Here is a 25,452-nt window from a genome sequence, read left to right as displayed (position 1 = left end):
CAACATCATCAGACGGAGCGACGGCAAAGGGCCGCATTATATCGGCCCTTTGCCGGGGGTACAGCGTGTTTATACGATTGAAAGGTTCAATTAGACGGTCTGCACGCTCATTTGCGCGAAAACTCGACGAATGCCTGCACGACTTGCTCGATCTGCGCCCGACTGACATCCCTATGCGTGACCATGCGCAGGCTAGGCGCAGTGCTCAACTTGATCCCACGCTCGGCAGCAAAAACCTTCAAGGCTTCGGCCCGATCACCGATCTGCACGTAGACCATGTTGGTCTGTACCGGCTCCACTTCATAACCCACTTTGCGCAGCTCATCGCCCAGCCATTGGGCGTTAGCGTGGTCGTCGGCCAGGCGCTGCACCTGGTGATCCAGCGCATACAGCCCGGCCGCCGCCAGGGAACCGGCCTGGCGCATGCCGCCGCCGACCATCTTGCGCAGGCGCCTGGCCTTGGCGATCAACGCCGTGGAACCGCACAACACCGAGCCAATCGGCGCGCCAAGGCCCTTGGACAGGCACACCGACACCGAATCAAAGTGCTTGGCAATCTCACGCGCCTCCACGCCCAGCTTGACCGCGGCGTTGTAGAGCCGTGCGCCATCCAAATGCAGGGCCAGACCCTGTTCCCGGGTGAATGCTCGTGCCTTCGCCAGGTAGTCCATCGGCAATACCTTGCCCTGCATGGTGTTTTCCAATGCCAGCAGGCGGGTACGGGCGAAATGGAAGTCGTCCGGCTTGATCGCCGCCAGCACCTGGTCCAGGTCCAGGGAGCCATCCGCCTGCACGTCCAGCGGTTGCGGTTGGATCGAACCCAACACCGCTGCCCCGCCACCTTCGTATTTGTAGGTGTGGGCCTGCTGGCCGACGATGTATTCCTCGCCACGCTCACAGTGAGCCATCAACGCCAGCAGGTTGCTCATGGTGCCGGTGGGCACGAACAGCGCAGCGGCAAAGCCCAGGCGCTTCGCCAGCTCGGCCTCCAGACGATTGACGCTGGGGTCTTCGCCATACACGTCATCGCCGCTGACAGCAGTGGCCATGGCGTCGAGCATGCCGGGAGTGGGTTGGGTCACGGTGTCACTGCGCAGGTCGATCACAGACATGAAACACGCCTCTAGGGGTTCAGTAAGTTCCTTTTCTGAGTGATTACTGCGGGCAAAGCCACGGAATATCAAGCCCCCGCTGCATTCAATCGAATACCAACCAAACAAACCGATATAGCTTATCGATACGGTGATCGTGCAGTTTGCGAAAAACCGTGTTAAAAACTCTCCGCCGCCAGGGTTCTGGTGGCAACGTTCTCAGGGCGGGGTGCAATTCCCCACCGGCGGTAATTACACGCAATGTGTATAGCCCGCGAGCGCTTGGCGCCTTGAACTGCTCACGCAGGACGGCGACAAGGTCAGCAGACCCGGTGTGATCCCGGGGCCGACGGTCATAGTCCGGATGAAGAGAGAACGGGATTGGCGCCTAAGGGCCGCGCACGAACTGTGCTTGCGTACCCTTAAATCCCATTCGATTCATAACGCCCTGTTTTTTTCTTAAACAGGAGTCAGAACATGCAACCCACCGCAATCGACAGCAAAAGCAAAAACCATCACGGCGAGCGCGTCGCGTTTATCCAGGCCTGCTGGCACAAGGATATTGTCGACCAATCCCGCAAAGGCTTCCTCGCCGAAATGATCGCCCAGGGCTACCAGGAATCGGATATTGATTTCTTTGAAGTCGGCGGCGCCTTTGAAATGCCCCTGCACGCCAAGCTGCTGGCCAAGACCGGCCGCTACGCGGGTATCGTCGCTGCTGCGCTGGTGGTGGATGGCGGCATCTACCGTCACGAATTCGTGGCCCAATCGGTCGTCAGCGGCCTGATGCAGGTGCAGCTGGAAACTGAAGTGCCGGTGTTCTCGGTATCGCTGACACCGCATCACTTCCATGCGGGCACTGAGCACCACACCTTTTTCTACGAGCACTTCGTGCACAAAGGCCAGGAAGCGGCGCGGACCTGCGCCGATACGCTGCACAAAGTGCGTGCGATCCGTCGCAGCGAGCCGCGTGCTGTAGCGGTCTAAACAATACCGCCAGGCCCAGCCTCAGAGCTGGGCTTGTGTGGGAGCTGGCTTGGAATTCAGGCCAAACCAGCGTCCGTCGTCGGCACAATCAATATCCCCGCCCGCAAGCCATTCTTTACCTTCGGGTTGGGAAAGATGATGCGCGCGCCCTCCTCTTCGATCACCCAACGGGTCTTGGCCACGTCTTCGGCCAGCAGATAGCCCTTTTCCAGTTCCGAAAAGTTTTCCACATCCGCCGGCAAGTGCATCAGGAAGGCATCGCTGTGCTTGATCACTTCGCGCGCAACGGCGAACAGCTTCAAGCCTTCAAGGCTATCGGTCTCAGGCTCAGTGCCTTCAATGATCTGCTTGAGGCGAGTTTCCAGGCGCGACACATCCACACTCTGGTTCTGCCCAAACGGTCGCGCCTTGCCCAATTCCAGCGTGAAGGCCTCGGCTTCCAGCTGCTCGTAGGTAAACGCGGTGAAGGTGATCGAGGTCTTGTTTTGCAGCAGCACCGCTTGCATGCCGGCAGCGTTGAGGCGCGCCAGTTCGTGGCGAGCGTGCTGGCGACCTTCCTTCCACGGATACAGGGCAAACTGCTCGATCTTCGAGCCGCGAATGGCCGTGTGCAGGTCGTAATGCAGGCGCGAACGGTCAGGCACGCTGAAGAAGCTGCGGGCCAATTGCTCAAGCTCGGCGGCACGCATGGCTTCAGGGCCGATGTTTTTTTCATGACGGCCGTTGAACAGCCGGTTGACGTCCAGTTCGAGGTAACGCTCGCCGCGGCGCATGGCCTCGGGGTTGCCGAACAGGAACAGAATACGATTGCGGGGTTTGATCTCCCCACGGGCGATGCCATGCAACAGGCGGTCGAGCAGTTCGATCGGCGCGGTTTCGTTGCCATGGATGCCGGACGACAGCAGCAAGTCGCTGCCTTTGTCCTGGGCTTGCGGCGGGCGCACTTCAAGTGCGCCCTCGCTGAGCCAGCGCATTTGCACGCCGTCGACAGTCAGTTGAATTTTTTGCGCCGGTTCACGACCGGCGAGGGTCAGTTCAAGCAGTTTGCCGAGGGCGAGCATACGCAGCTTCCTTAGTGGTTGCAGCCTGGGCCGTGGACGTGATCGTCGTCATCACCTTCGACGTCGGCCGGTTCCATTTCCAGTTGCAGGCTCATCAGGTTGGTGGCCAATGGGCGCATGAGCAGGTTGGCGTATTCCGCGTCACCTTCTTCCACGTCTACGCCGATCAGCAGTTGGCCACGGCCGTCGTGCTGAATCCAGATTTCCTTGCCCTGCCAGACCACAGCGACGCGGGTGCAGGAGGTTTCCAGCTGGGTGCCGTCGGTGTCTTCAAGGATCAGTTTCAGGGTGTCGGTGGTCATAAAATAACTCTCAGCCATACGGCATTAATTGATCTGGAAAGGATAAACCGAGCCCAGTTTAAGGATTTGCGTCAGTTCATCCAATGCCGTCCGGCACTCCAGCAGCAATTGCGGGTCAGCCAGGTCGGTTTCACGCAGGCTGTCGCGGTAGTGCTTGTCGACCCACTGGGTCAGGGTTTCGTACAACGGTGCAGTCATGATAACGCCTGGATTCACCGCCGCCAGCTCGGTTTCGTTCAAGGCTACGCGCAAGCGCAGGCACGCCGGACCACCGCCGTTCTGCATGCTTTGCTTGAGGTCGAAGACTTTCACTTCACGAATCAGCCCGCCTGAAGCCGTGAGGCTTTGCAGGTAGTGCCAGACGCGTTCATTGACGCGGCATTCTTCCGGCACGATCAGCAGCATTGAGCCGTCGGCACGGGTCAGCAACTGGCTGTTGAACAGGTAGGAACGCACCGCGTCCTCGACGCTGACCTGGGCGCGGGGCACGCAAACAGACTGGAAGTTGCCGCCCAACTTGCCCAGTTTGCGTTGCAGCTCGCCAAGCATCTGCTCGGTATTGAGGAACGCGTCCTCGTGATAGAACAACACTTCACCGTTGCCCACCGCGATCACATCATTGTGGAACACGCCGGCATCGATCACCGCCGGGTTCTGCTGGGCGTACACCACACCGTCATCCTTCAAGCCGTGCAGGCGTGCAACTGCCTGGGACGCTTCAAGCGTCTGGCGCGCCGGGTACTTCTGCGGCGCCGGGTAGCGGGGGTCGAACGCACTGCGACCGAACACGAAAAACTCAACGCCGGCCTCACCGTATTCCCGGCAGAAGCGCGTGTGGTTGGCCGCGCCTTCGTCGCCGAACTGCGCCACTGCCGGCAACGCAGTGTGGTGAGCAAAGTGCTTTTCATCGGCAAACATCGCGCCCAGCACACAGCTGGTGGTGGGGTGTTCGATGCTGCGGTGGTATTTGCAATTGAGGTTGGCAGCGGTGAAATGCACGCGGCCGTCAGCCGTATCAGCGCTTGGGCTGACGGTCGCGGCATTGGCTACCCACATGCTCGACGCCGAGCAGCTCGCGACCAGCAAAGGCATTGCCTGCTTGGCCGCCTGCTGAATCACCTGAGCATCGGTGCCGCTGAAACCAAGGCTGCGCAAAGCGGCCACGTCCGGGCGCTCCTGCGGCGCCAATACGCCTTGCACAAAGCCCATGTCCATCAGGGCTTTCATTTTTTGCAGGCCCTGCAACGCCGCTTCCTTGGGGCTTGAATGCTGCTGGCTGTTGCTCTGGGACGCGACGTTGCCGAAGGACAAACCGCCGTAGTTATGGGTCGGCCCCACTAGACCGTCAAAATTGACTTCATAGGATTTCATCGGCGAGGCTCCACGAACATCTGTTTTTATAGGCTTCAAATTACTTGAATACACCACAAATCAAGTGGGAGCGGGCGTGCTCGCGAATGCGCTGGATCAGTCACCTGAACTGTTGAATGACACACCGCTTTCGCGAGCAAGCCCGCTCCCACATTTAGATCAGCGTAATGCCGGGGGTTAGTGTGGCTGGAACAACCAGGCTAGGCGTTTCCAGCGACGCCACCGGGTACGCGCAATAATCCGCCGCGTAATACGCACTGGCGCGGTGGTTGCCCGACGCCCCTACCCCACCGAACGGCGCGGTACTGGCGGCGCCGGTCAGCTGTTTGTTCCAGTTGACGATGCCAGCGCGGCTTTCCAGCCAGAACTGCTGGTAGCGTTCCTCAGAATCCGACAACAAACCGGCGGCCAGCCCGTACTGGGTGTTGTTGGCCTCGACAATCGCCGCTTCAAAATCAGCGTAGCGGATCACTTGCAACAGTGGGCCGAACAGTTCTTCGTCTTCGCGCTCGGTCACGGCCGTCACGTCGATGATGCCCGGGGTCAGCAAGGCGGCCTGATCCTGAGGCTGAGTCATTTCCAGCAACGCCACGGCACCGTTGGCCAGCATCAGTTCCTGGGCGTCCATCAAGGCCTTGGCGGCGCCAAGAGAGATCACCGAGCCCATGAACGGCGCCGGTTGCTGGTCAAACGCACCCACTTCAATCGTCGCGCTGACCGCCACCAGGCGCCCCAGCAACGCATCGCCCCAGGCGCCTTCCGGCACCAGCAAACGGCGGGCACAGGTGCAACGCTGGCCGGCGGAGATAAACGCCGACTGAATGATGGTGTAGACCGCCGCGTCCACATCGGCCACTTCGTCCACCACCAGCGGGTTATTGCCGCCCATTTCCAGGGCCAGGATCTTGTCCGGGCGCCCGGAGAACTGCTGGTGCAGGTGATTGCCGGTGCGGCTGGAGCCCGTAAAGAACAAACCGTCGATGCCAGGATTGGCCGCCAGCGCGATACCGGTCTCCCGCGCGCCTTGCAGCAGGTTCAGCACACCCGCCGGCAGCCCCGCGTCGATCCAGCACTGCACGGTCAACTCGGCGACTTTGGGGGTCAGCTCACTCGGTTTGAACAGCACAGTATTGCCCGCCAGCAACGCCGGCACGATATGCCCATTCGGCAAGTGACCAGGGAAGTTGTACGGACCGAACACCGCAACCACACCGTGAGGTTTATGACGCAATACGGCGGTGGCGTCGCCCAACGGGCCGCTCTTCTCGCCGGTGCGTTCGCGGTAGCTTTGCACCGAGATCGCGATCTTGTTGGCCATGCTGGTGACTTCGGTGGCCGATTCCCACAGCGGCTTGCCGGTTTCTTCGCCGATACAACGGGCCATTTCATCGGCGCGGCTTTTCAGGGTGGCGGCGAAGGTTTCCAGCACGCTGATGCGTTCTTCCAGCGGGCGCTTGGCCCACGCAGGGAATGCCTGGCGTGCGGCCTGCACGGCGGATTCGACCTGCTCGGCAGTGGCGCCATTGCCGGCCCACAGTACTTGCTGGGTCACCGGGTTGCGCGATTCGAACAGTTCACCCTGGCCTTCCAACCAGCTACCTGCGATATACAGCGAATTCATTATTTCGACTCCCGGGCAGCGGACAACGGTACGGCACGCACTTGATCGCCGGCGATCAGTTGCAGGCGCTTGGCGGTGAGCGGGTCAACCACCAGGGTGCCTGCCGCCAGCCGCGCGGGGGCGGCGGTGATGCGGCAATCGTCGCGTTTACGGTTATGGATCAGGAACGGGGTGGCGTCGTCGCCGGGGGTGCCGATCGCCAGCACCAGCGCTTCGCTGTCGCGGACCGCGCGGATCTTACTGGTCTCGCATTCCACCGCAGGGCCGGCGTCGAAGATGTCGACATAGCCCTGGTAGCTGAAGCCTTCACTCTTGAGCATGCTCAACGCAGGTTCGGTGTCCGGGTGGACCTTGCCGATTACGTTGCGTGCGTCTTCCGACAGGAAGCAGCTGTACAGCGGAAACTTCGGCATCAGCTCGGCGATAAACGCTTTGTTGCCCACGCCGGTGAGGTAATCGGCCTGGCTGAACTCCATTTTAAAGAAATGGCGGCCCAGGCTTTCCCAGAACGGCGAACGCCCGGCGTCGTTGGACACACCGCGCATCTCGGCAATGATCTTGTTACCGAACAGTTGCGGAAATTCAGCGATAAACAGCAAGCGCGCCTTGGCCAGCATGCGGCCGTTGAGGCCGGTGCGGTAATCGGCGTGCAGGAACAACGAGCACAGCTCGGAATTTCCGGTCAGGTCATTGGCCAGGAACAGCGTCGGAATCTCGCGGTAGATATTCAGCTCCTGGGAGGCGCTGACAGTCAGGCCGACCCGGAAGTTGTACCAGGGCTCACGCAGGCCAACGGCGCCGGCGATGGCGGAGATGCCCACCACGCGGCCCTCGTCGTTTTCCAACACGAACAGGTAGTCGGCATCGCCGCGCCCGGCGCCGCCGCGAAAGGTTTTTTCCGCCCAGCCAACCCGGTGGGTCAGGCGCTCTTCGTTGGCCGGCAAAGTGGTGAGACCGGTGCCGGTGCTGCGCGCCAGATCAATCAGGGCTGGTAAATCGCTGCTGCGTACGGGACGAACGATCATGCTATCTCCTCAGACGGGCCGCCTGCTTCAGGCCACCCGCGAAACTCTGCTTTTAAACCGCTACCAAGCGCACGCTCGCGCCTTCGCCGACGCCCAAGGCCTCAGCGGCTGCCATGTCCAGGGTCACCGGTTTGCCGGGCGCATAGTCCAGCTCCAGCATCACCGCACGGTAATCCTGCAGCTGCACGTTGCTCACCAGGTACTGGCGGCCCACACCCTTGACCCTCTCGCCGATCTTTACCGGTACCACGCGGCTCTGGGCAATCGAGCGAATGCCCGAAACCCGTGCGTGCAGCGTCGGGCCGCCGTCGAAAATGTCGATGTAATGGTCGGTCTCGAAGCCTTCGCGCATCAGGATGTCGAAGGTGATCTGCGCCCGTGGGTGCACCTGGCCCATCGCTTCCTGGGCTTCGTCCGGCAGCAGCGGCACGTAGATCGGGTAATGCGGCATCAGCTCGGCGAGGAACGTACGGCTTTTCAGCCCGCACAGGCGCTCGGCGGCGGCGTAGTTGAGGTCGAAGAAATTGCGGCCGATGGCGTCCCAGAACGGCGAATCACCGTTCTCGTCGCTGTAGCCGACGATTTCGGTCACCACCGAGTCGGCAAAACGCTCGGGGTGGCTGGCGACGAACAACAGGCGGCCACGGGAGTTGAGCTCAGACCACGCTGAACCGACCAACTCCGGCACCACGTAGAAACTGGTGAGCAGGCTGTTGCCGGTGAGGTCATGGCACTGGGAAAGCACGTGGATCTTGTTGTGGATCTTCAGCTCGCGGGAGGCGTGCACGAAGGTCTCGTTACGGAAGCTGTAGAACGGCTCCGAGTAACCGGCCGAGGCGACGATGGCCGAGCAGCCGGCCAGCTTGCCGGTCTCGGTGTCTTCGAGCACGAAGAAATAGCTTTCTTCACCGTTGAAACTGACCTCGGCCGCGAAGGACGCTTCGCTGGCAGCGATCTTGTCGCTCAGGCGTTCCACATCGTCCGGCAAGGAGGTGACACCAATCGGGCTGTCCGCAGCCAGACGCTGTACCTCGCCCAGATCAGCCATTTGCGCGGGGCGCATCACCAGCATGGTGTCACTCCTTAACTCGAAAACTTCATAGAGGGAAAAATGCCGGACACGAGATCTGAGTTCACATACATCTCGATGTGCAAGCAGATCCATGTGGGAGCTGGCTTGCCTGCGATGCAGGCAACTCGGTCTGTCAGTTGCACCGAGGTGATGCTATCGCAGGCAAGCCAGCTCCCACATCTGACTCGGTCCGGCATATAGAATTTTTGCTCGACGCCCGATCGCCAGGCGCCGAGCGGTAGATCAACCTTGCGTCAGTGCTTTTACAGCACGCTCAAAACGGTCCAGACCTTCGTTGATATCCGCTTCTTCAACCACCAAACTCGGTGCAAAACGCACAACATCCGGGCCGGCTTGCAGGATCATCAGGTTTTCTTTCTCGGCCGCGTTGAACACGTCCTTGGCCTTGCCTTTGAACGCATCGCTCAGCACGCAACCAATCAGCAGGCCCATGCCGCGCACTTCGGTGAAGATGCCGTATTGCTTGCCGATCTGCTCCAGGCGCGCCTTGAACAGATCGTGCTTGGCGTTCACACCGGCCAGCACTTCAGGCGTGTTGATTACGTCGATCACTGCCTCGGCCACTGCGCACGCCAGCGGGTTGCCGCCGTAGGTGGTGCCGTGGGTGCCGACGACCAGGTGCTTGGCCAGCGCTTCGGTGGTGAGCATCGCTGCGATCGGGAAACCGCCGCCCAGGCTCTTGGCGCTGGTGAGGATGTCCGGCGTCACGCCGTAACGCTGATAGGCGAACAGATGGCCGCTGCGGCCCATGCCGGTTTGCACTTCGTCGAACACCAGCAATGCGTTGTTCGCGTCGCACAGTTCACGGGCACCTTGCAAGTAAGCCAGTTCGGCCGGCAGTACGCCGCCTTCACCCTGGATCGGCTCCAGCACCACGGCGCAGGTCTTGTCAGACACGGCGGCTTTCAGCGCAGCCAGGTCGTTGTAAGGCACGTGGGTGATGCCGGTGATTTTAGGCCCGAAGCCATCGGAGTACTTGGACTGGCCACCGACGTTAACGGTGAACAAGGTACGGCCGTGGAAGCTGTTCAGCGCCGCGATGATCTCGTACTTCTCGGTGCCGAAACGGTCGAACGCGACGCGACGGGCCAGCTTGAACGCGGCCTCGTTGGCTTCGGCGCCGGAGTTGCAGAAAAACACCCGCTCGGCAAAGGTGGCGTCGATCAGTTTATGCGCCAGGCGCAGGGCCGGCTCATTGGTGAAGACGTTGGAGACGTGCCACAGCTTGTTGGCCTGTTCGGTCAGAGCCCCGACCAACGCCGGGTGGGCGTGGCCCAATACGTTGACCGCGATGCCGCCGGCAAAGTCGATCAGCTCGCGACCGGCCTGGTCCCACACGCGCGAACCTTCGCCACGTACGGGAATGAAGGCAGCAGGTGCATAGTTGGGAACCATGACCTGGTCGAAATCGGCACGTTGCACCGGGGCTTGCTCAACGGACATCGGAGTCTCCTGAAGAGGAACGCCTGCCTGGAACTGGCGGGCGATGCAGGGATTGTAAGGACAGTTTTCAGTAGGGCCTTGCCGCCAAGCGACAACTTCTTATAGCGCCAACCCGCGATTTTGGCGGGTTTACGCCAATGCGACAAATAGCATCGCAATGGCGCAGTTTAAACTAACTATCTAGAGCAGGCCGGGGGAAACGCACTGATCTACTGATGTGCTTTGTTGCCATTCAGAGTTGCGCCCATGAGCACGCCAACACCCCCTACTGATACTGTTCAGCCCGACAGCCACTATCACCTGCTGCAAACCGCCATTCCCGACTGGCTGGGCAAGGCCTCCAGCGCCAAGCACCAAGCCATGTCCCAAGCCAAACCAACAGCCCTGCACACCCGCCCCGCGCTGCTGGGCGAACTCAAACGCCTGAACGCCGCTCACTGGAGCGCGCAAAATACCGTGGATGACGCGCTTAACAATGTGCAGGACCCCAGGACCTACGCACGCAGCATCCTCGAAGAAGCGCTGCTGACGCGTTACGGCCTGGACCTCAACAGCGAAGCCGTCTACCTGCGCCTGTACATTCCCCAGACCATCACGTTGTTTAAGATACCGTCCGGTGCCGCGCGCACCTGGACCGTGTCAGTGCTGGACGCCGCGCTGCACAACTTCGAGCAGGGTGAAACCGTCGAGGGCGCCTACGAGGCGGCATCAACCTTCATCACCCGCCCCACGCCCAGTGGACAGTTCGATACCCTGCCGGCCACGTTGGAAAAAATCAGTATCCGTGCGTTTACCGGCCTGTGCCGCGAACTGGATATCGGCGCGCGTTACAGTCGTTACCTGCGCCTGCAACTGGGTCTGACCGAACCGCTGAGCGCTGCTGTCATTCAGAACAAAGTCGAAACCAGCCAAAAAGCCGCCCTGCGTGCCGCACTGCATTTGGCGAAAATCGGTGCAGATATCAAGGACGACTTTGCGCAACAGGTCGAGGGGTTATTACAAGGGCGCAGCGACCTGACGCTCGGCAACCTGCCACTGCGTTGCCACGGCTTGACGCTGATGGGTGCGCCGCTGGCCGGCATCCTGCTGCTTGCCCCAAACCTGGAAACCACGCGCACCGTGCAGCGCCTGGTCGCCTACGTACCGGATGACCCGCTGCATCCGCTCAAGGAATACCCATCGGCGCTGGCGTTCAAGCAGGAGCTCACCCGTCAACTGCGTAATGCCAATTACCAGACGTTTTTCAGCCGTTTCGTCTCCCATGAGCGCCGCGGGGTGTTTTTCGCAGGCCTGAGCCAGCGCCTGGCGCGCATTACCTGGCACCCGCCCGAGCATGGCAGCGGCCAGGCGCCGTGGCGCAAGGAGCCGACCGACGACCCCAAACTACAGTTCGTTGCCACCCCGATTCAGGACGATGCCTGGCAGCACCTCTATCAACAAAAACTCAACCAGATCCTCAACGACGCCCGCTCCCAGGCCGTGTCGACCGCCGAGGCCGATCGCGCAGCGCGGTGGGCGCGCTGGGACTCGTTCGTCAATGTGGCGTCGTCGATCCTCAACGCCGCGCTGCTTATCGTTGCACCGTTCATTCCCGGGCTGGGCGAGCTGATGCTGGCGTACATGGCCTATCAACTGCTCGATGACCTCTTCGAAGGTGTCATCGACTGGGCCGAAGGGCTTGAACAAGAAGCCTTTGGCCACTTGATGAGTGTGCTGCAATCCTTGGTACAGCTGGGTATTTTCGGCCTGGGGGGCCACATCGGCGTCGCCGAGCTGCGCAAAGTTTTGCCTCAGGAAGTGCTGACCTTTATCGATCGCTTCAAGCCCGTCACCTTGGCCAATGGTGCCAAGCGCTATTGGAAACCCGACCTTGCCCCTTATCAACAAGACATCAAACTGCCGCCGAAACTGGGCCATGACCGCCTGGGTCTGCACCAGATGCGCGGCGAGCCCATGCTGGCACTGGAAGACAAGCTGTACACCGTGCAAAAAGCTGCTGGGGACGAAGACTATGTGATCAAACACCCTACCCGCCCCGACGCCTACACCCCACGTCTGCAACACAACGGCGCAGGCGCATGGCACAGCGAACTGGACACGCCCTTGCAATGGGACGAACCCACCCTGCTGGGGCGCCTGGGACATGGCGCGCGCGGTCTGGGTGAGGCCGACCGACGCTTGGCCTTGAACCTCAGCGACGTCAAGGAAAACGCCCTGCGCCAGATGCACGTACGGGGTGAGCCGATACCGCCCCTGCTGGACGATACCCTTGAGCGGCTGCGCATCGATCGCGACCTGCAAACACTGATAGACCAGCTCAACAGCGACAACCCTGACGACCATGCCCAGATCGACCCCCAGGACACGCTCCAGTTGCTGACCACCCACGGCAACTGGCCCAAAACCCGCTCCCTGCGCATGCTCAACGCCGAAGGCAGGGCTGCCTGGGAGTTTGGCGACATGCGCATGCCGGTCGTGCAGATCCATGAAACCCAACTGGCCAATGGCGAACTGCTCAAGACCGTACTGCAAGCCCTTAGCCCGGAAGAAATCCGCGCCCAGTTCGGCGAAAGCGCCGCTGACCCGCAACTGAGCCTGGATAACCGCGTCAAGCAACTGCGCAAAAAGCTTGGGCGACTCGCCGAGCAAAATCGTATCGAGCTGTTCGAGTCGCGTTACGCCCAGCAGCAACTGGGCCAAGGTACGTCGACGCAGCGGTTGGTTCAGGCGGCGCCAGGCTTGCCGGCCAAGGTCGCTACACACTTGCTGGACCACGCCAGCGCAAATGAACGGTCTGAGCTCGACCATCAACGCACACCACCGCGCCTGGCAGACTTGGCAAGCGCCGCACTGGCCGAACTACGCCTGAACCGTGCTTACGAGGGTCAGCACCTAATCGCATCCCCCAATCTGGACAGCGAAAGACTGGCCCTGAACACGCTGAGAGTCCAACCGGGCTGGTCGCCAAATATGCGCATTGAAGCCCGACACCTGACCGTCGACGGGGAGACATGGCTGCACATCGGCTCGGATGATGCGCCGCTCTTACGCACGCTGGTGCGCACCGCCGACGGACGCTATGTCCCTCACGACGAAAAAGGCCCCCTGTTTGGCGAAACCGACCTCTATACCGCGACGCTCAACGCGCTGCCCGACGCACAACGAAGCGCCCTAGGGTTCCACGTCAATCAAGGCCCGGCGCTGCAACAACGCCTGCGGCAACACCCACTGCCCCGCGACGAACTGCGAAAAGTCCTGGATCCCGAGGTGATCCGCCCACCGAGCCGGGAAACACTGCACGCACTGGGAATGGATGCGGGCTACCGCGTCCAGGCAGGGCCGGCAGCGTTACCGTTGACCTTGGAGCAACGCGCACGGGCACTCTACCCGGCATTCGACGCGCGACAAATCAACGACGTGCTCAACTATCTGCGCAGCCAACCGGAAGGTGCTGCTAACGGCCTTGCGGCACTGGCCGAGGAGTACCGCCAACTGGACAGTGACCTGAGTACCTGGCGGCGACACGTCATCGACGTCCACCCCGACACAGGTCAGCCTTTAACCGCGCTTGAACGCAGCAACGAGCGCCAGAACCGGCGCATGCTCGCCCAAGCGTTGCGACGCTGCTGGCGACGCGAAACCGAAGTCGACGACTACTTCGACGACCCCTCCGTTGATGGCCACAGCCTGCGACTGGAGTACCCGATCCTCGGCGCGCTGCCGGAACTGAGGGCCAACTTCAACCACGTGTCGCTGCTGACGCTGAGCGGACACCCCCACACCCCTGGCGCCAACGCGTTTGTGCAATGCTTCCGGCAACTGCGTCACCTTTCGGTCAGGGGCTTCAACCTCGGCAGCGTTCCAGACTCCATTTTTACCCTGCCACGCTTGAATTCCCTGAGCTTGAGCAATTGCCAGATCCGCCTGGACCCGGCCAGCCAGGCCCGGATTGCATCGCTGCGCCGCTTGCAGACGCTGGAACTGGCTAACAACCCTCTGGGCCTGGCCCCCAGTATCGAAAACATGCCCGATCTGATTCACGTCGACTTCTCGAACACGGGTATCGCGCAGTTGCCCGCCGGTGCCCTGAGTCGCGCCGAACTACAAGTGGCGCTGCTCAACGACAACCAAATCCAGACGCTGCCATCTGGTTTTTTTGAGATCACCCCGCAAAAAGCCAATACTTTCTTCCTGAGCGACAACCCGTTGTCGCTGCCCACGCTGGAACAGGTCAAGAACTACTACCAACGCCACGGCGTTGATTTCGGAGCCGACGCACCGCCCGCGCAGGTGCTCGAGGCACATAGACTGTACCCAAGCCTGGCAGAAACAGAGCTCAACCGATTGATCTACAACCTGCCAGGCACACTCGAAGCCGGCCGTATCGAACTGGCGCGCAGGGCGGCTGAGCTGGAAACACTGCAAGGGCAACTCACCCAGTGGGAACAGACACCAGGCACTGCCCCACAAGAGGTTGCACGCAGAATCGCGCTGCGCCGGTTACTGGAAAGCAGCTGGCGACGCGAATTGACCACCGGCAGCCAACAACGGCACTCGCTGATCATTCCCCACAACCTGGCTGGCGAACTGCCCACTTTGGACGCTTCGTTCACGCACATTACCTCGCTGATGATCCGGGGCAACGACGCATTCATCAACGTCGAAAGCTTCCTCAACCGCTTTCCCGAACTGCGGGCGATCAGTCTTTATCGAGCGAGACTGGGCGATATCCCATCCGCAATTTTTGCGCACCTCAAACTCGAATTCGTGGATCTGGAAAACTGCTCAGTCCACCTGACGCAAACCAGCCGCGCGAACCTGGAACGCATGACCCAACTCAACTACTTGAACCTGAGCAACAACCCCTTGGGCGAGACAGCGGACTTCAGTCAACTGACCCACCTGACGACCCTGCTTCTGCGGGACACTGGACTCTCGGCCGTGCCCCCCAGCCTGTTGACGGAAACACCGCGCGCCCTCATTGATCTGTGCGGGAACAGCATCACGGAACTGCCCCCCGATCTTTTCGCGCTACCAAGCCACGTCAGCCAAGCATTCGACCTGTCTGCCAACCCACTGACGCGCCAGGCCCTTGAGCGGGTCAAAACCCACTGCCAGCGTACTGACGTATTTTTTAATATCCAGACACCTGCCATACAACGACGTCGCGCTAAACAGCTCTACCCCAAAAAACAGGAAAAAGACCTGAACAGATTGATTTTTGGACTACCCGGCGACCTGGACGGCATCGATAACGCACTGATTGCACTTGAGGCTGACTACCATCAACTGGTCGCCGACCTCCAGCGTTGGACTGATGCTATTCCTGAGCAGCATCCACTGGTTGGCGGCGTACTGGGCGACAGTCTGCGCGTCGAAGAAGAGCTCAATCGCCGGCGCCTGAAGCGTCAGCTTGAAAAGGCGTGGCGCCGCGAGACCCCGGAAGACACAGAAAGCCTGGACGATCGTTTTTCTCACGCCGTAGTACTCGACGTGTCGATCATCGGCGCAATGCCAGTCTTGAGGGCAGGTTTCGAACATGTGACATCGCTCGAAATCAAAGGCGCATTCACCGTCACGGATGTGAATGGCACGCTTACCCGCTTCGGTGCCCTCCAGACCTTGATCGTCAGCCATTGCACGCTCGGTGAGTTGCCATCTGCGATTTTCAGCATGCCCCATCTGAACACGCTGGACCTGTCGCACTGCGAGATCAGCCTGACAACGACCGCGGCCCGCGCAATGGGTGACCTGCACAGCCTTGAGTATCTGCGCTTAGGCAACAACCCACTCAATAACGCGCCGGACGTCACCCACCTGCAACAGTTGAGCTCACTGCACTTACCGCACACGAAAATAAGCGAAGTGCCTGCCGGTGTGTTTCAACTACCCCTGCTGCAAAGCCTCGACCTGAGCAGTAACTCCATTACGAAGATCCCAGCGCAACTGATGGAAATGCTGCAGGTGTTCGACGCGGACTCGGATTTGAGTGGCAACTCCTGGTCGCCAAAGAGCATGAGGCGCTTGCGCGCGTACTACCAACAGACAGGGATCGATTTCCAGATCCAAGGCGTGACCGTGGATGAACACGGTGCCCCATTGGTCACGGAATCAGACGACGCCATGGATGAGGAGTAACGGCTAACCGCGCTCGGACGGCACTGAAGACAACTCGAACGGACTGCTGCTGCGCCGCTGGTTGCGGTCTTCACGCGGCGTGGCGCCGAAGAAGTTGCGGTAGGCGCTGGAGAAGTGCGGCCCCGAAGAGAAGCCGCATGACAGGCCGATCTGAATGATCGACTTGCTGGTTTGCATGAGCATCTGGCGCGCCTTGTTCAGGCGCAATTCCAGGTAGTACTGGCTGGGGACGCGGTTGAGGTATTGCTTGAAGATGCGTTCGAGTTGTCGTCGCGATACACAGACGTGCTGGGCGATTTCATCGGTGGTCAGCGGTTCCTCGATATTGGCCTCCATCAACAAAACCGCCTGGGTCAGCTTCGGATGACTGGAACCCAGGCGGTTTTGCAGTGGAATGCGCTGGCGCTCGCCGCCTTCGCGAATGCGCTCCACCACCAGCTCTTCGGAGACTGCACCGGCCAGTTCGGCGCCGTGATCACGGGCGAGTACTGCCAGCAGCAGATCGAGCACTGACATGCCACCGCAGGCGGTGAGGCGGTCGCGGTCCCAGTCGAACAGATGGCTGGTGGCGATGACCTTGGGGAAACGCTCGGCGAAATCGTCCTGCCAGCGCCAGTGCACGGCGGCGCGGTAACCGTCGAGCAGGCCAAGCTGGGCCAGCGGGTACACACCCGCCGACAAGCCGCCAATCACGCAACCGGCGCGAACCAGCTGCTTGAGCGCGGTGCTCAGTTGCGAGGCGATGACGGTCGGCGGTTCGTCCGCCAGCAGGAACAGTTTCTGGAAGCCCTCGAGCTTACCGGCCCACGGCTCGCCCGGCAGTTGCCACGCGCCTTCGGCCGCCGGTTCCGCGAGCAAAAACGACAGCTCGTAGACCACGTCCGGATGCACCCGCTGAGCAACGCGCAAGGCCTCCTCAGCCAGCGCAAGCGTCAGGGCTTTTGTGCTGGGCCAAATCAGGAAACCAATTTTATGGGCGGTCATGGAGGGCTATCCGAAACGAAGAACGGTAATGAAGACAAGGGCTAATGCTAGCCCGTAAACCAACACAAATCTCTAAAGCTGATGAAGATCCAAATGTGGGGGCGGGCCAACCTGAAGACTGCCGAGCATGCACTACTTCAGTGCACAAAAGCAGCCTTGATTATTTCAAGCTGCCTGACAAGAACTGCTGCAGACGCTCCGACTGCGGGTTCACCAGCACTTCACGCGGATCGCCACGCTCCTCAACGATACCTTTGTGCAAGAACACCAGTTGGTTCGACACTTCACGGGCAAAGCCCATTTCGTGGGTCACCACCACCATGGTGCGGCCTTCCTGGGCCAGGTCCTGCATCACCTTGAGCACTTCGCCGACCAGTTCCGGGTCGAGCGCCGAGGTGGGTTCATCGAACAGCATCACCTCCGGCTCCATCGCCAGGGCACGGGCGATTGCCACGCGCTGCTGCTCACCGCCGGACATATGGCCGGGGAACGCATCCTTACGATGGCCCACCCCAACTTTGGCCAGGTAGTGCTCGGCCTTTTCACGGGCTTCTTTTTTCGACATGCCCAGCACGTGCACCGGCGCTTCCATGACGTTTTCCAGCGCGGTCATGTGCGACCACAGGTTGAAATGCTGGAACACCATGGACAGGCGCGAACGCATGCGTTGCAACTGCTTAGGGTCGGCGGCCTTCATGGCGCCGTCTTTGTTGGCCACCAGTTTCAGCTCTTCGTTGTTGAGCAGAATCTTGCCGGCGTGAGGTTGCTCGAGCAGGTTGATGCAGCGCAAAAAGGTACTTTTGCCCGAACCACTGGAACCAATGATGCTGATTACATCACCGGCCGCGGCGGCCAGGGACACGCCTTTGAGCACTTCATGACTGCCATAGCGTTTATGCAGGTCTTGGACTTCAAGTTTGTACATGCGGTCGGTTCTCACAAAAACAGGTGGTCAGTCGTTGAGCAAGCGCCCGTGACGCAGCGCTTCGCGCCCCGCCACCTTGGCCAGCCAGAAACCCGCTTGGGCATAACGTAGCCGTTCAACGGCAAACAACACCCCCGAGGTGCCCGCGCAAACGGTGCTCACGCGGTCGTCCAGGGGGTCAATCACTTCAAAAATCGGCTCGCCTTTCTCGATCCACTCACCGGCTTTACGCAGGTAGCTGATCACCCCGGCGTGGGGGGCGAACAGCAGCTCGGTGCCTTCAAAGGGCATGCCTTCGCACGGTGCGTGTTGCGCAGCCGGCCATTCACCCTTGATCAGGCCTTGCTCGGCGAGAAACGCGAGAATGCCTTCCGCGTGGAAGATCGCCTCGTCACGACCAGTGTCGGCCTGGCCGCCCAGTTCCAGGGTCGTCGCCAGGCAGGCCAACGGGATCTGTGCTTCGGGGAACGCCTGGGACAAGCGCAGCCACGGCAGCGAGCAGGCTTCATCAAACGAGCTGCCGCCGGAATCTTCCGCCAGCAGGCCGACCTTCACACCCAAATGCGCCGACAGCGAGCGCCACTGCGGCCAGTGCTGCGGCAGCGCATACATGTGCAGTGCGGCTTCAGCGTCGCAATGCAGGTCGAGCACTACATCGGCGGTGCAGGCGTGGCTCAGCAGGATGCGTTGCATGCCTTGCAGCTGGCTGCTCGGCTCGGGCAACGCGCTGAGCGCATCGGTCATCGCCTGGCGGATCATGCGCACATTGGCGTGAGGATCATCGCCCAACTTGCCGTCCAGCAACGCAGCAACCGGCTCGCTCAACTCGACGAAATCGCGGTTGAAGTTCTTGCCGCTGCCCACTTCGAAACGGCCCTGGTGACTGCCTTGCAGCAACTGGCCCAAGCCCATCGGGTTGGCTACCGGCACCAGCTCGATCACGCCATTGAGCGCACCTTGCTGTTCCAACTCGGCCAGGCGCTTTTTCAGCTCCCACGCAGCGCGCATGCCGGGTAATTCATCGGCGTGCAGGCTGGCCTGGATATACGCCTTGCGCTCGCCCTTGCCAAAGCGAAACACGCTCAGTTGGCGCTCGCACCCCAGGTGGCCCCAGGGCAACAGGTGATCGATACGTTCCATATCAGTGCTTCCGCGGAGCCAGGTAGCTGAGCCAGCGGCGCTCGGCCAACTTGAACAGGCGCACCAGGATAAAGGTGAGGCACAGGTAGAACACGCCTGCGGTGATATAGGCTTCGAACGGCAGGTAGAACTGCGCGTTCACCGTGCGCGCGGCACCGGTGATGTCGATCAGGGTGACGATGGAGGCCAGGCTGGTGGTCTGCAACATCATGATCACTTCGTTGCTGTACTGCGGCAGCGCACGGCGCAGCGCCGACGGCAGCAGGATGCGGCGATACAGCTTGTAGCGCGACATACCCATGGCCTTGGCCGCTTCGATCTCGCCGTTGGGCGTGGCCTTGAGGCTACCGGCAATGATCTCGGCGGTGTAGGCGCTGGTGTTGATCGCAAACGCCAGGCACGCACAGAACGTGGCGCTGGACAGCAGCGGCCACACGAAACTCTCGCGCACCGCCTCGAACTGGGCCAGGCCGTAGTAGATCAAGAACAGCTGCACCAGCATCGGCGTGCCGCGGATCACGTAGGTGTAGAGCCAGGCCGCGCCATTGACGATCGGCTGCTTGGACACACGCATCAAGCCCAAGGGCAAGGCGGCGAGCAGGCCGAAGAACAGCGAGATGGCGAGCAGTTTCAGAGTGATCAGCAGGCCGCCGAGGTACAGCGGCATGGCTTCCCAGATGACGTTGTAGTCGAAGATCATAGATCAGCCGCCCTTACGCCTACCGAGTAGCGTTTCTCAAGATAACGCAAGGCCAGCAACGACACGCTGGTGATCACCAGGTACATCGCCGCCACTGCGAGGAAGAAGGTAAAAGGCTCGCGGGTGGCATCTGCCGCCTGCTTGGCCTTGAACATCATGTCTTGCAGGCCCACCACCGAAATCAGCGCGGTGGCCTTGGTGAGTACCAGCCAGTTGTTGGTAAACCCAGGGATAGCCAGCCGAATCATCTGCGGCACCATCACCCGGAAGAACACCTGAAAACTGCTCATGCCATACGCAAGGCCGGCTTCGGCCTGGCCCTTGGGAATGGCCATGAAGGCGCCACGAAACGTTTCCGAGAGGTAGGCGCCAAAGATGAAACCCAGGGTGCCGATGCCGGCGGCCAAGGGGTTCAAGTCGATATAGTCGTCATAGCCAAGCATCGGCGCGACGCGGTTAAGCAAGTCCTGACCGCCGTAGAAAATCAGCAGGATCAGCACCAGGTCGGGGATCCCGCGGATCACCGTGGAGTACAAGTCACCCAGCCAAGCCAACCAGCGCACCGGCGACAGGCGTAATGCGACCCCGATCAGACCCAGAACAATGGCCAAGGCCATGGACGACAAGGCGAGCTGAAGCGTCAACCATGCGCCATCGAGGATGACGGCCCCGTAGCCTTTCAACATGATTCAGGTCCTCGAAAAGGGGATGAAAAAATGGCGCAAACCTCAGGAACTCTGTTGCTTGCGCCATTTAGGACAGACAGCTACGACGGTTTACTTGGCTTCAGCGCCGTAAATATCGAAGTCGAAGTACTTTTTCTCGATTTCTTTGTACTTGCCATTGGCACGGATCGCGGCAATCGCTGCGTTGATGCGGTCCAGGTTTTCCTTGTCGCCTTTACGTACCGCAATGCCTACGCCGTCGCCGAAGTATTTGACGTCGGTGAAGGCCGGGCCGGTGAACGCGTAGCCTTTGCCGGCTGGGGTATCGAGGAAACCTTCCTGCAGCAGGGTAGCGTCAGCCACGGTGCCGTCGAGGCGACCGGCTTCCACGTCCAGGTAGATTTCGTTCTGCGAGCTGTAAGGCACAACCGTGGCGCCTTTAGGGGCCAGGACTTCCTTGGCAAAACGGTCATGGATCGAACCGCGCTGCACGCCGATTTTCTTGCCTTTCAGTTCATCCAGACTGTCGCTGACCGCAGTGCCTTCCTTCAACACCAGGCGCGCGGGGGTCAGGTAGTAGCGGTTGGTGAAGTCCACGGACTTCTTGCGGTCTTCAGTGATGGACATGGACGACAGGATCGCGTCGATCTTGCGCACTTTCAGCGCGGGGATCAGGCCGTCGAATTCTTGCTCGACCCAGGTGCACTTGACCTTCATCTCTTCGCACAGCGCGTTGCCGATGTCGTAGTCAAAGCCGACGATGCTGCCATCGGGAGCTTTAGAGGCAAACGGAGGGTAAGCCGCTTCGATACCAATTTTCAGCGGCTTGCCTTCAGCGAAAGCCTGCATGGACAGCACGGACAGCGCCAGGGCGCCCAACAGCACGAGTTTCTTCATCTTGGGACTCCATCGGTATAGGGCAAAAACAGCAGTATGAGCCATGGCCCACGATGCGACTTAAAGGAAACCGAATTGCGGTGCTACGTCCTACGCCAGTTAAACCTGCGACGACGAGCGAGTGATCGGCATTCTAACGACAGGCTGGAAGCCGATATTTCCTCAATGCGACAACAATTTACAGAAGCACCGAGAAAGCCGTTCCAACTCATTGACAGCCTCTGGATTTTATGCAGAGACAAAAGACATTAAACCTGTAGACGCTGCAAGTTGCGGGCCTATTATTCGCAAACCCTTCTAGCACGGCAAGTGTGGCGTTTAATCTAATTTGTTGGGGTGTCTGGAATGCGGCTTTTGCGGGCGGGGACGTAGCACTTTGCCTCATGTTTGGGCGTGAGGTTACACATTTGCGTTCGACGGTAACATTCAGAAACCTCCTAGGTGAGAAACCGATATTTATTGGCTTGGATGGAATGAAGATCTGTCAGACACCATAAGGCCTGCTTTGAAATGCCGTCAAAAGGTGGGCGCTGGCTTGCCTGCTCCCACCTTTGATCTTCATTGTTTTCGGGATCCCACAAAAAAGCCCCACCCGGCTCACACCGAATAGGGCTCTGTCCCACCAACCCGCCTTACGCGACGTTCATAGTCTTGTGCGTTTCAATCAAATGCGCCACTACACCCGGGTCTGCCAGGGTAGAGATATCCCCCAAGCCGTCATACTCAGCCGTGGCGATCTTGCGCAAGATGCGACGCATGATTTTGCCCGACCGCGTCTTCGGCAACCCGGGTGCCCACTGGATCACATCCGGCGAAGCAATCGGCCCGATCTCTTTGCGCACCCAGTTTTTAAGCTCCAGGCGCAGCGCTTCGTTCGGCTCTTCGCCATTTTTGAGCGTGACATATACATAGATGCCCTGGCCCTTGATGTCGTGCGGCACACCCACCACCGCCGCTTCGGCGACTTTCGGGTGGGCAACCATGGCACTTTCAATCTCGGCGGTGCCCATGCGGTGGCCGGACACGTTCAACACGTCGTCCACGCGGCCGGTGATCCAGTAGTAACCGTCCTCGTCACGGCGCGCACCGTCGCCGGTGAAGTACATGCCACGGAAAGTCTTGAAGTAGGTATCAACGAAACGGTCATGGTCGCCGTACAGCGTCCGCGCCTGGCCTGGCCACGAATCGAGGATCACCAGATTGCCTTCGGCAGCCCCTTCAATCAGGTTGCCCAGGTTATCCACCAACGCCGGCACCACACCGAAGAATGGCCGCGCGGCCGAACCCGGCTTGAGCGCGTGAGCGCCCGGCAGTGGGCTCATCATGTTGCCGCCGGTTTCGGTCTGCCACCAAGTGTCGACAATCGGGCAACGGGATTGGCCGACGTTCTTGTAGTACCAATCCCAGGCTTCCGGGTTGATCGGCTCGCCCACCGACCCCAATAAACGCAGGCTGCTGCCATCGGCACCTTCACAGGCAGCGGTGCCCGAAGCCATCATCGCGCGGATCGCGGTCGGTGCAGTGTAGAGGATGTTGACCTTGTGCTTGTCGACGATCTTCGCCACCCGGGTGATGTCCGGATAGTTCGGCACGCCTTCGAACAGCAGCGTGGTCGCGCCATTGGCCAGCGGGCCGTAGACAATGTAGGTGTGGCCAGTGACCCAGCCGACGTCGGCGGTGCACCAGTAGATCTCGCCTGGGCGGTAGTCGAATACGCGCTCATGGGTCAGGGCCGCGTACAGCAGGTAGCCACCGGTGGTGTGCTGCACGCCTTTGGGCTTGCCGGTTGAACCGGAGGTATAAAGGATGAACAGGGCTTCTTCAGCGCCCATCTCTTTGGGTGCGCACACAGTGCCGGCCACTTTCATCAGGTCTTCGTACCAGATGTCGCGATGCTGGTTCCACTTGATCTGGCCATTGGTGCGCTTGCACACGATGACTTTCTGGATGCTGCTGGTTTCCGGGTTGGTCAGGGCGTCGTCAACGTTGGCCTTCAGCGGAATTTTCTTACCGGCGCGAATGCCTTCATCGGCGGTAATCACCACCTTCGACTTACAGTCGATAATACGACCGGCCAGAGCCTCCGGCGAAAAACCGCCAAACACCACCGAGTGAATCGCACCGATGCGGGTACACGCCAGCATGGCGACCACGGCTTCGGGGATCATCGGCATATAGATCGTCACTACATCGCCGCGGTGCACATCCTGGCCGCGCAGGGCGTTGGCGAACTTGCAGACTTGTTCATGCAGCTCGCGGTAGGTAATGGTGCGACTCTCGGCTGGGTCATCGCCCTCCCAGATGATCGCCGCTTGGTCGCCACGCTCAGCGAGGTGACGGTCCAGGCAGTTGTAGGAAACGTTCAGCGTGCCATCGGCGAACCACTTGATGTCGACATGGTGATCGTCGAAAGAGGTCTGCTTCACCGTGGTGAAAGGCTTGATCCAGTCAAGACGCTTGGCTTGCTCGCGCCAGAAACCATCGGGGTTGACCACCGACTGCTGGTACATGGCCTTGTAGGTTGCCTCGTCAGTCAGCGTGTTGGCCGCTACTTCGGGGCGAACGGGGTACAGGGAAGCCGCACTCATCTTTCTTACCTCGGTGACATAGTTGTTTTTGTATGGCCCTGTTGTAGCCGGGGCTGGCCTATAGAACCATTCGACGATGGTAGTAACAAGCCCCTACAAATTACCCTGACATCCCCGTTCGCGCCTCTAGCCCGCGGGCTGCGGCGCTTGGCGGCTGTGTGAAAAAAGCTTTACCACGGGATTGTTACAAAAACCGCCAAAAGTGTTTATCAAAAGTGCGGGTATATGAATATAACCCACACGCCTAGAATCACTTCCGCCAACAAAGGCACCGCGATTGACAACGCAACAGCCCCCACGAAGGCAACGTTAATCCGAACTCACCAATCCTAAGTGACACACGTGGCCTCACAAGGGCCCCGTGCCCCCTTTCGCCCTGAAGAAGGTAAGTAAAGAAATGAAAGCTTTATTAGTTATGGCCTTGAGCAGCTTGTGCGTCACCGCCGCCCTGGCCGACGAGGCCCCGACTGAGCTGGCTGGCCAGAACCCGCCGATTGTTGAGGACTACACTTACAGCACCCACCTGGACGTCGCCAAAGTAGTGTCGATGAGCAATGTCCCGGAAGTTTGCGAAGTTGTACCGGTGAAGATGGAATATGAAGACTCGCACGGTCAGCGTCATATTCTTAATTACCACGTGATGGGCAATGGTTGCTCTAACGGGTAATAACTTATAAAGACAGGTTTAACCCCGGATCTTGGCCGCCGCAAGAAATTGTTCTTGCGGCCAAGAACCAGTCTTGAATACACCGCAAATCAAATGTGTGTGTGGCTTGCCGGCGATAGCGGTTTTAGCCACAGCCACGCGCCAAAGCCATGCTTGCCTTCCACTCTCCCTCCCCCACAAAAAACTCCCGCCGTCCGTCAAAAATTTCGAGCCCCAGCAAAGCCTTATAAAACCGCGCTCTGGCCGAAAAACACGCCATTCTGACCGGTCTGCGTGACCACCCGTCCCAACACAAACCCATTTTTTTCCCCTACAATGCGCGGGTAAATCGGGCCTGCAATATCCCTTTACACAGGGACGAAGAGACAGACCTGAGGCCTCCGCAGGAGCAAGCACGCACCGCTCCGCACCTCAAGCCTCACGCAGAGTACCCGTAACCCTATTCCGTTTAATGCCTGCGCTAGCTGCTGCAACAAACGATTCCTTAAGATCCACCGCGGCCTCTGGGCCGTGTGAACACCCAACCATCCGGTTTCACACGGGCACCTTTGAGCCCTCACGCAGGAGACGACACGTCATGCTGAGCTGGGACGAATTCGACAAAGAAGAAGAAGGCGAAGTAGCCACCAAAGGCGCCAACGCCGGCCACGCCACCGAAGCCAACATGGACCGCCTCGACGGTGCCGGCGCTGCCGCCGCCATCGAAGCCCGCGCCGTCACCGCCAATGACTCCGCCGCCATCGTGCGCGCCAAG

18 protein-coding genes, 1 pseudogene and 1 riboswitch are annotated in these 25,452 nt (G+C 60.1%); of the genes and pseudogenes, 4 read left to right on the top strand and 15 right to left on the bottom strand.

Annotated features, from left to right (window positions below; translation table 11 throughout):
• Positions 1 to 107: 107 nt before the first annotated feature.
• Complete coding sequence (gene ltaE, locus AACY30_RS26965; RefSeq protein ID WP_339541425.1) at positions 108 to 1,112, bottom strand: low-specificity L-threonine aldolase; 1,005 nt, start codon at positions 1,110 to 1,112, stop codon at positions 108 to 110.
• Between the two features lie 190 nt (positions 1,113 to 1,302).
• A riboswitch (FMN riboswitch) is annotated at positions 1,303 to 1,472 on the top strand.
• A 96-nt stretch (positions 1,473 to 1,568) separates the two neighbouring features.
• Between ltaE and AACY30_RS26960 the strand changes: the two genes are divergently transcribed.
• Positions 1,569 to 2,078 carry a 6,7-dimethyl-8-ribityllumazine synthase gene (locus AACY30_RS26960; protein ID WP_065874001.1) on the top strand — a complete coding sequence of 170 codons (510 nt, stop codon included), beginning with the start codon at positions 1,569 to 1,571 and terminating at the stop codon, positions 2,076 to 2,078.
• Positions 2,079 to 2,134: 56 nt separating this feature from the next.
• Here AACY30_RS26960 and astE read toward each other — a convergent pair whose 3' ends face one another.
• The 7 genes from astE to AACY30_RS26925 form a co-directional block, all read right to left on the bottom strand.
• Positions 2,135 to 3,139, bottom strand: coding sequence for a succinylglutamate desuccinylase (gene astE / locus AACY30_RS26955; protein WP_339472076.1), 1,005 nt, complete (start codon positions 3,137 to 3,139; stop codon positions 2,135 to 2,137).
• Positions 3,140 to 3,150: 11 nt separating this feature from the next.
• Positions 3,151 to 3,441, bottom strand: coding sequence for a hypothetical protein (locus AACY30_RS26950; RefSeq protein ID WP_003214319.1), 291 nt, complete (start codon positions 3,439 to 3,441; stop codon positions 3,151 to 3,153).
• Positions 3,442 to 3,465: 24 nt separating this feature from the next.
• Positions 3,466 to 4,812, bottom strand: a complete 1,347-nt coding sequence (gene astB / locus AACY30_RS26945; protein ID WP_339541424.1) for an N-succinylarginine dihydrolase — start codon at positions 4,810 to 4,812, stop codon at positions 3,466 to 3,468.
• Between the two features lie 154 nt (positions 4,813 to 4,966).
• Positions 4,967 to 6,436, bottom strand: coding sequence for a succinylglutamate-semialdehyde dehydrogenase (astD, locus tag AACY30_RS26940; protein ID WP_339541437.1), 1,470 nt, complete (start codon positions 6,434 to 6,436; stop codon positions 4,967 to 4,969).
• On the bottom strand, positions 6,433 to 7,458 hold the full coding sequence (astA, locus tag AACY30_RS26935; RefSeq protein ID WP_339541423.1) for an arginine N-succinyltransferase: 1,026 nt from the start codon (positions 7,456 to 7,458) through the stop codon (positions 6,433 to 6,435). Before astA ends, astD begins: the two co-directional genes overlap by 4 nt.
• 52 nt (positions 7,459 to 7,510) lie before the next feature.
• Positions 7,511 to 8,530 (bottom strand): arginine/ornithine succinyltransferase subunit alpha, encoded by a 1,020-nt coding sequence (gene aruF / locus AACY30_RS26930; RefSeq protein WP_339472074.1) that lies wholly within the window; start codon positions 8,528 to 8,530, stop codon positions 7,511 to 7,513.
• A 243-nt stretch (positions 8,531 to 8,773) separates the two neighbouring features.
• Entirely contained in the window at positions 8,774 to 9,994 is a 1,221-nt protein-coding gene (locus AACY30_RS26925) for an aspartate aminotransferase family protein (RefSeq protein ID WP_339472072.1), read from the bottom strand.
• A gap of 246 nt (positions 9,995 to 10,240) precedes the next feature.
• Between AACY30_RS26925 and AACY30_RS26920 the strand changes: the two genes are divergently transcribed.
• A complete protein-coding gene (locus AACY30_RS26920; protein ID WP_339541422.1) occupies positions 10,241 to 16,132 on the top strand; it encodes a dermonecrotic toxin domain-containing protein in 5,892 nt (1,963 codons plus the stop codon).
• 3 nt (positions 16,133 to 16,135) lie between these two features.
• On the opposite strand, the gene argR is transcribed toward AACY30_RS26920, so the two are convergent.
• The 7 genes from argR to acs form a co-directional block, all read right to left on the bottom strand.
• Positions 16,136 to 17,116, bottom strand: coding sequence for a transcriptional regulator ArgR (gene argR / locus AACY30_RS26915; protein WP_049711881.1), 981 nt, complete (start codon positions 17,114 to 17,116; stop codon positions 16,136 to 16,138).
• Between the two features lie 160 nt (positions 17,117 to 17,276).
• Entirely contained in the window at positions 17,277 to 18,041 is a 765-nt protein-coding gene (locus tag AACY30_RS26910; RefSeq protein WP_339472070.1) for an ABC transporter ATP-binding protein, read from the bottom strand.
• 27 nt (positions 18,042 to 18,068) lie between these two features.
• Complete coding sequence (locus AACY30_RS26905; RefSeq protein ID WP_339472069.1) at positions 18,069 to 19,181, bottom strand: succinylglutamate desuccinylase/aspartoacylase family protein; 1,113 nt, start codon at positions 19,179 to 19,181, stop codon at positions 18,069 to 18,071.
• A gap of 1 nt (position 19,182) precedes the next feature.
• Complete coding sequence (locus AACY30_RS26900) at positions 19,183 to 19,881, bottom strand: ABC transporter permease (RefSeq protein ID WP_339457272.1); 699 nt, start codon at positions 19,879 to 19,881, stop codon at positions 19,183 to 19,185.
• Positions 19,878 to 20,567 (bottom strand): ABC transporter permease, encoded by a 690-nt coding sequence (locus AACY30_RS26895; protein ID WP_032886746.1) that lies wholly within the window; start codon positions 20,565 to 20,567, stop codon positions 19,878 to 19,880. The genes AACY30_RS26900 and AACY30_RS26895 overlap by 4 nt, the downstream gene beginning before the upstream one ends.
• Positions 20,568 to 20,657: 90 nt before the next feature.
• Positions 20,658 to 21,443: an ABC transporter substrate-binding protein gene (locus tag AACY30_RS26890; RefSeq protein WP_339420778.1), complete on the bottom strand. Its 786-nt coding sequence runs from the start codon at positions 21,441 to 21,443 to the stop codon at positions 20,658 to 20,660.
• Positions 21,444 to 22,075: 632 nt separating this feature from the next.
• Positions 22,076 to 24,031: an acetate--CoA ligase gene (acs, locus tag AACY30_RS26885; RefSeq protein WP_339420780.1), complete on the bottom strand. Its 1,956-nt coding sequence runs from the start codon at positions 24,029 to 24,031 to the stop codon at positions 22,076 to 22,078.
• 397 nt (positions 24,032 to 24,428) lie between these two features.
• Here acs and AACY30_RS26880 point away from each other — a divergent pair, with 397 nt between their 5' ends.
• Together AACY30_RS26880 and AACY30_RS26875 are read left to right on the top strand one after the other, a co-directional pair.
• Complete coding sequence (locus AACY30_RS26880) at positions 24,429 to 24,698, top strand: DUF2790 domain-containing protein (RefSeq protein ID WP_339472067.1); 270 nt, start codon at positions 24,429 to 24,431, stop codon at positions 24,696 to 24,698.
• Positions 24,699 to 25,275: 577 nt separating this feature from the next.
• A pseudogene (locus tag AACY30_RS26875) lies at positions 25,276 to 25,452 on the top strand (ribonucleotide-diphosphate reductase subunit beta); the annotation flags it as partial.

Source organism: Pseudomonas sp. RA_5y_Pfl1_P24 (genome assembly GCF_963970945.1).
GTDB lineage: Bacteria > Pseudomonadota > Gammaproteobacteria > Pseudomonadales > Pseudomonadaceae > Aquipseudomonas > Aquipseudomonas tritici.
The sequence above is the reverse complement of the archived record's forward strand: the minus strand, read 5'-3'. Positions and strand labels throughout refer to the sequence as shown.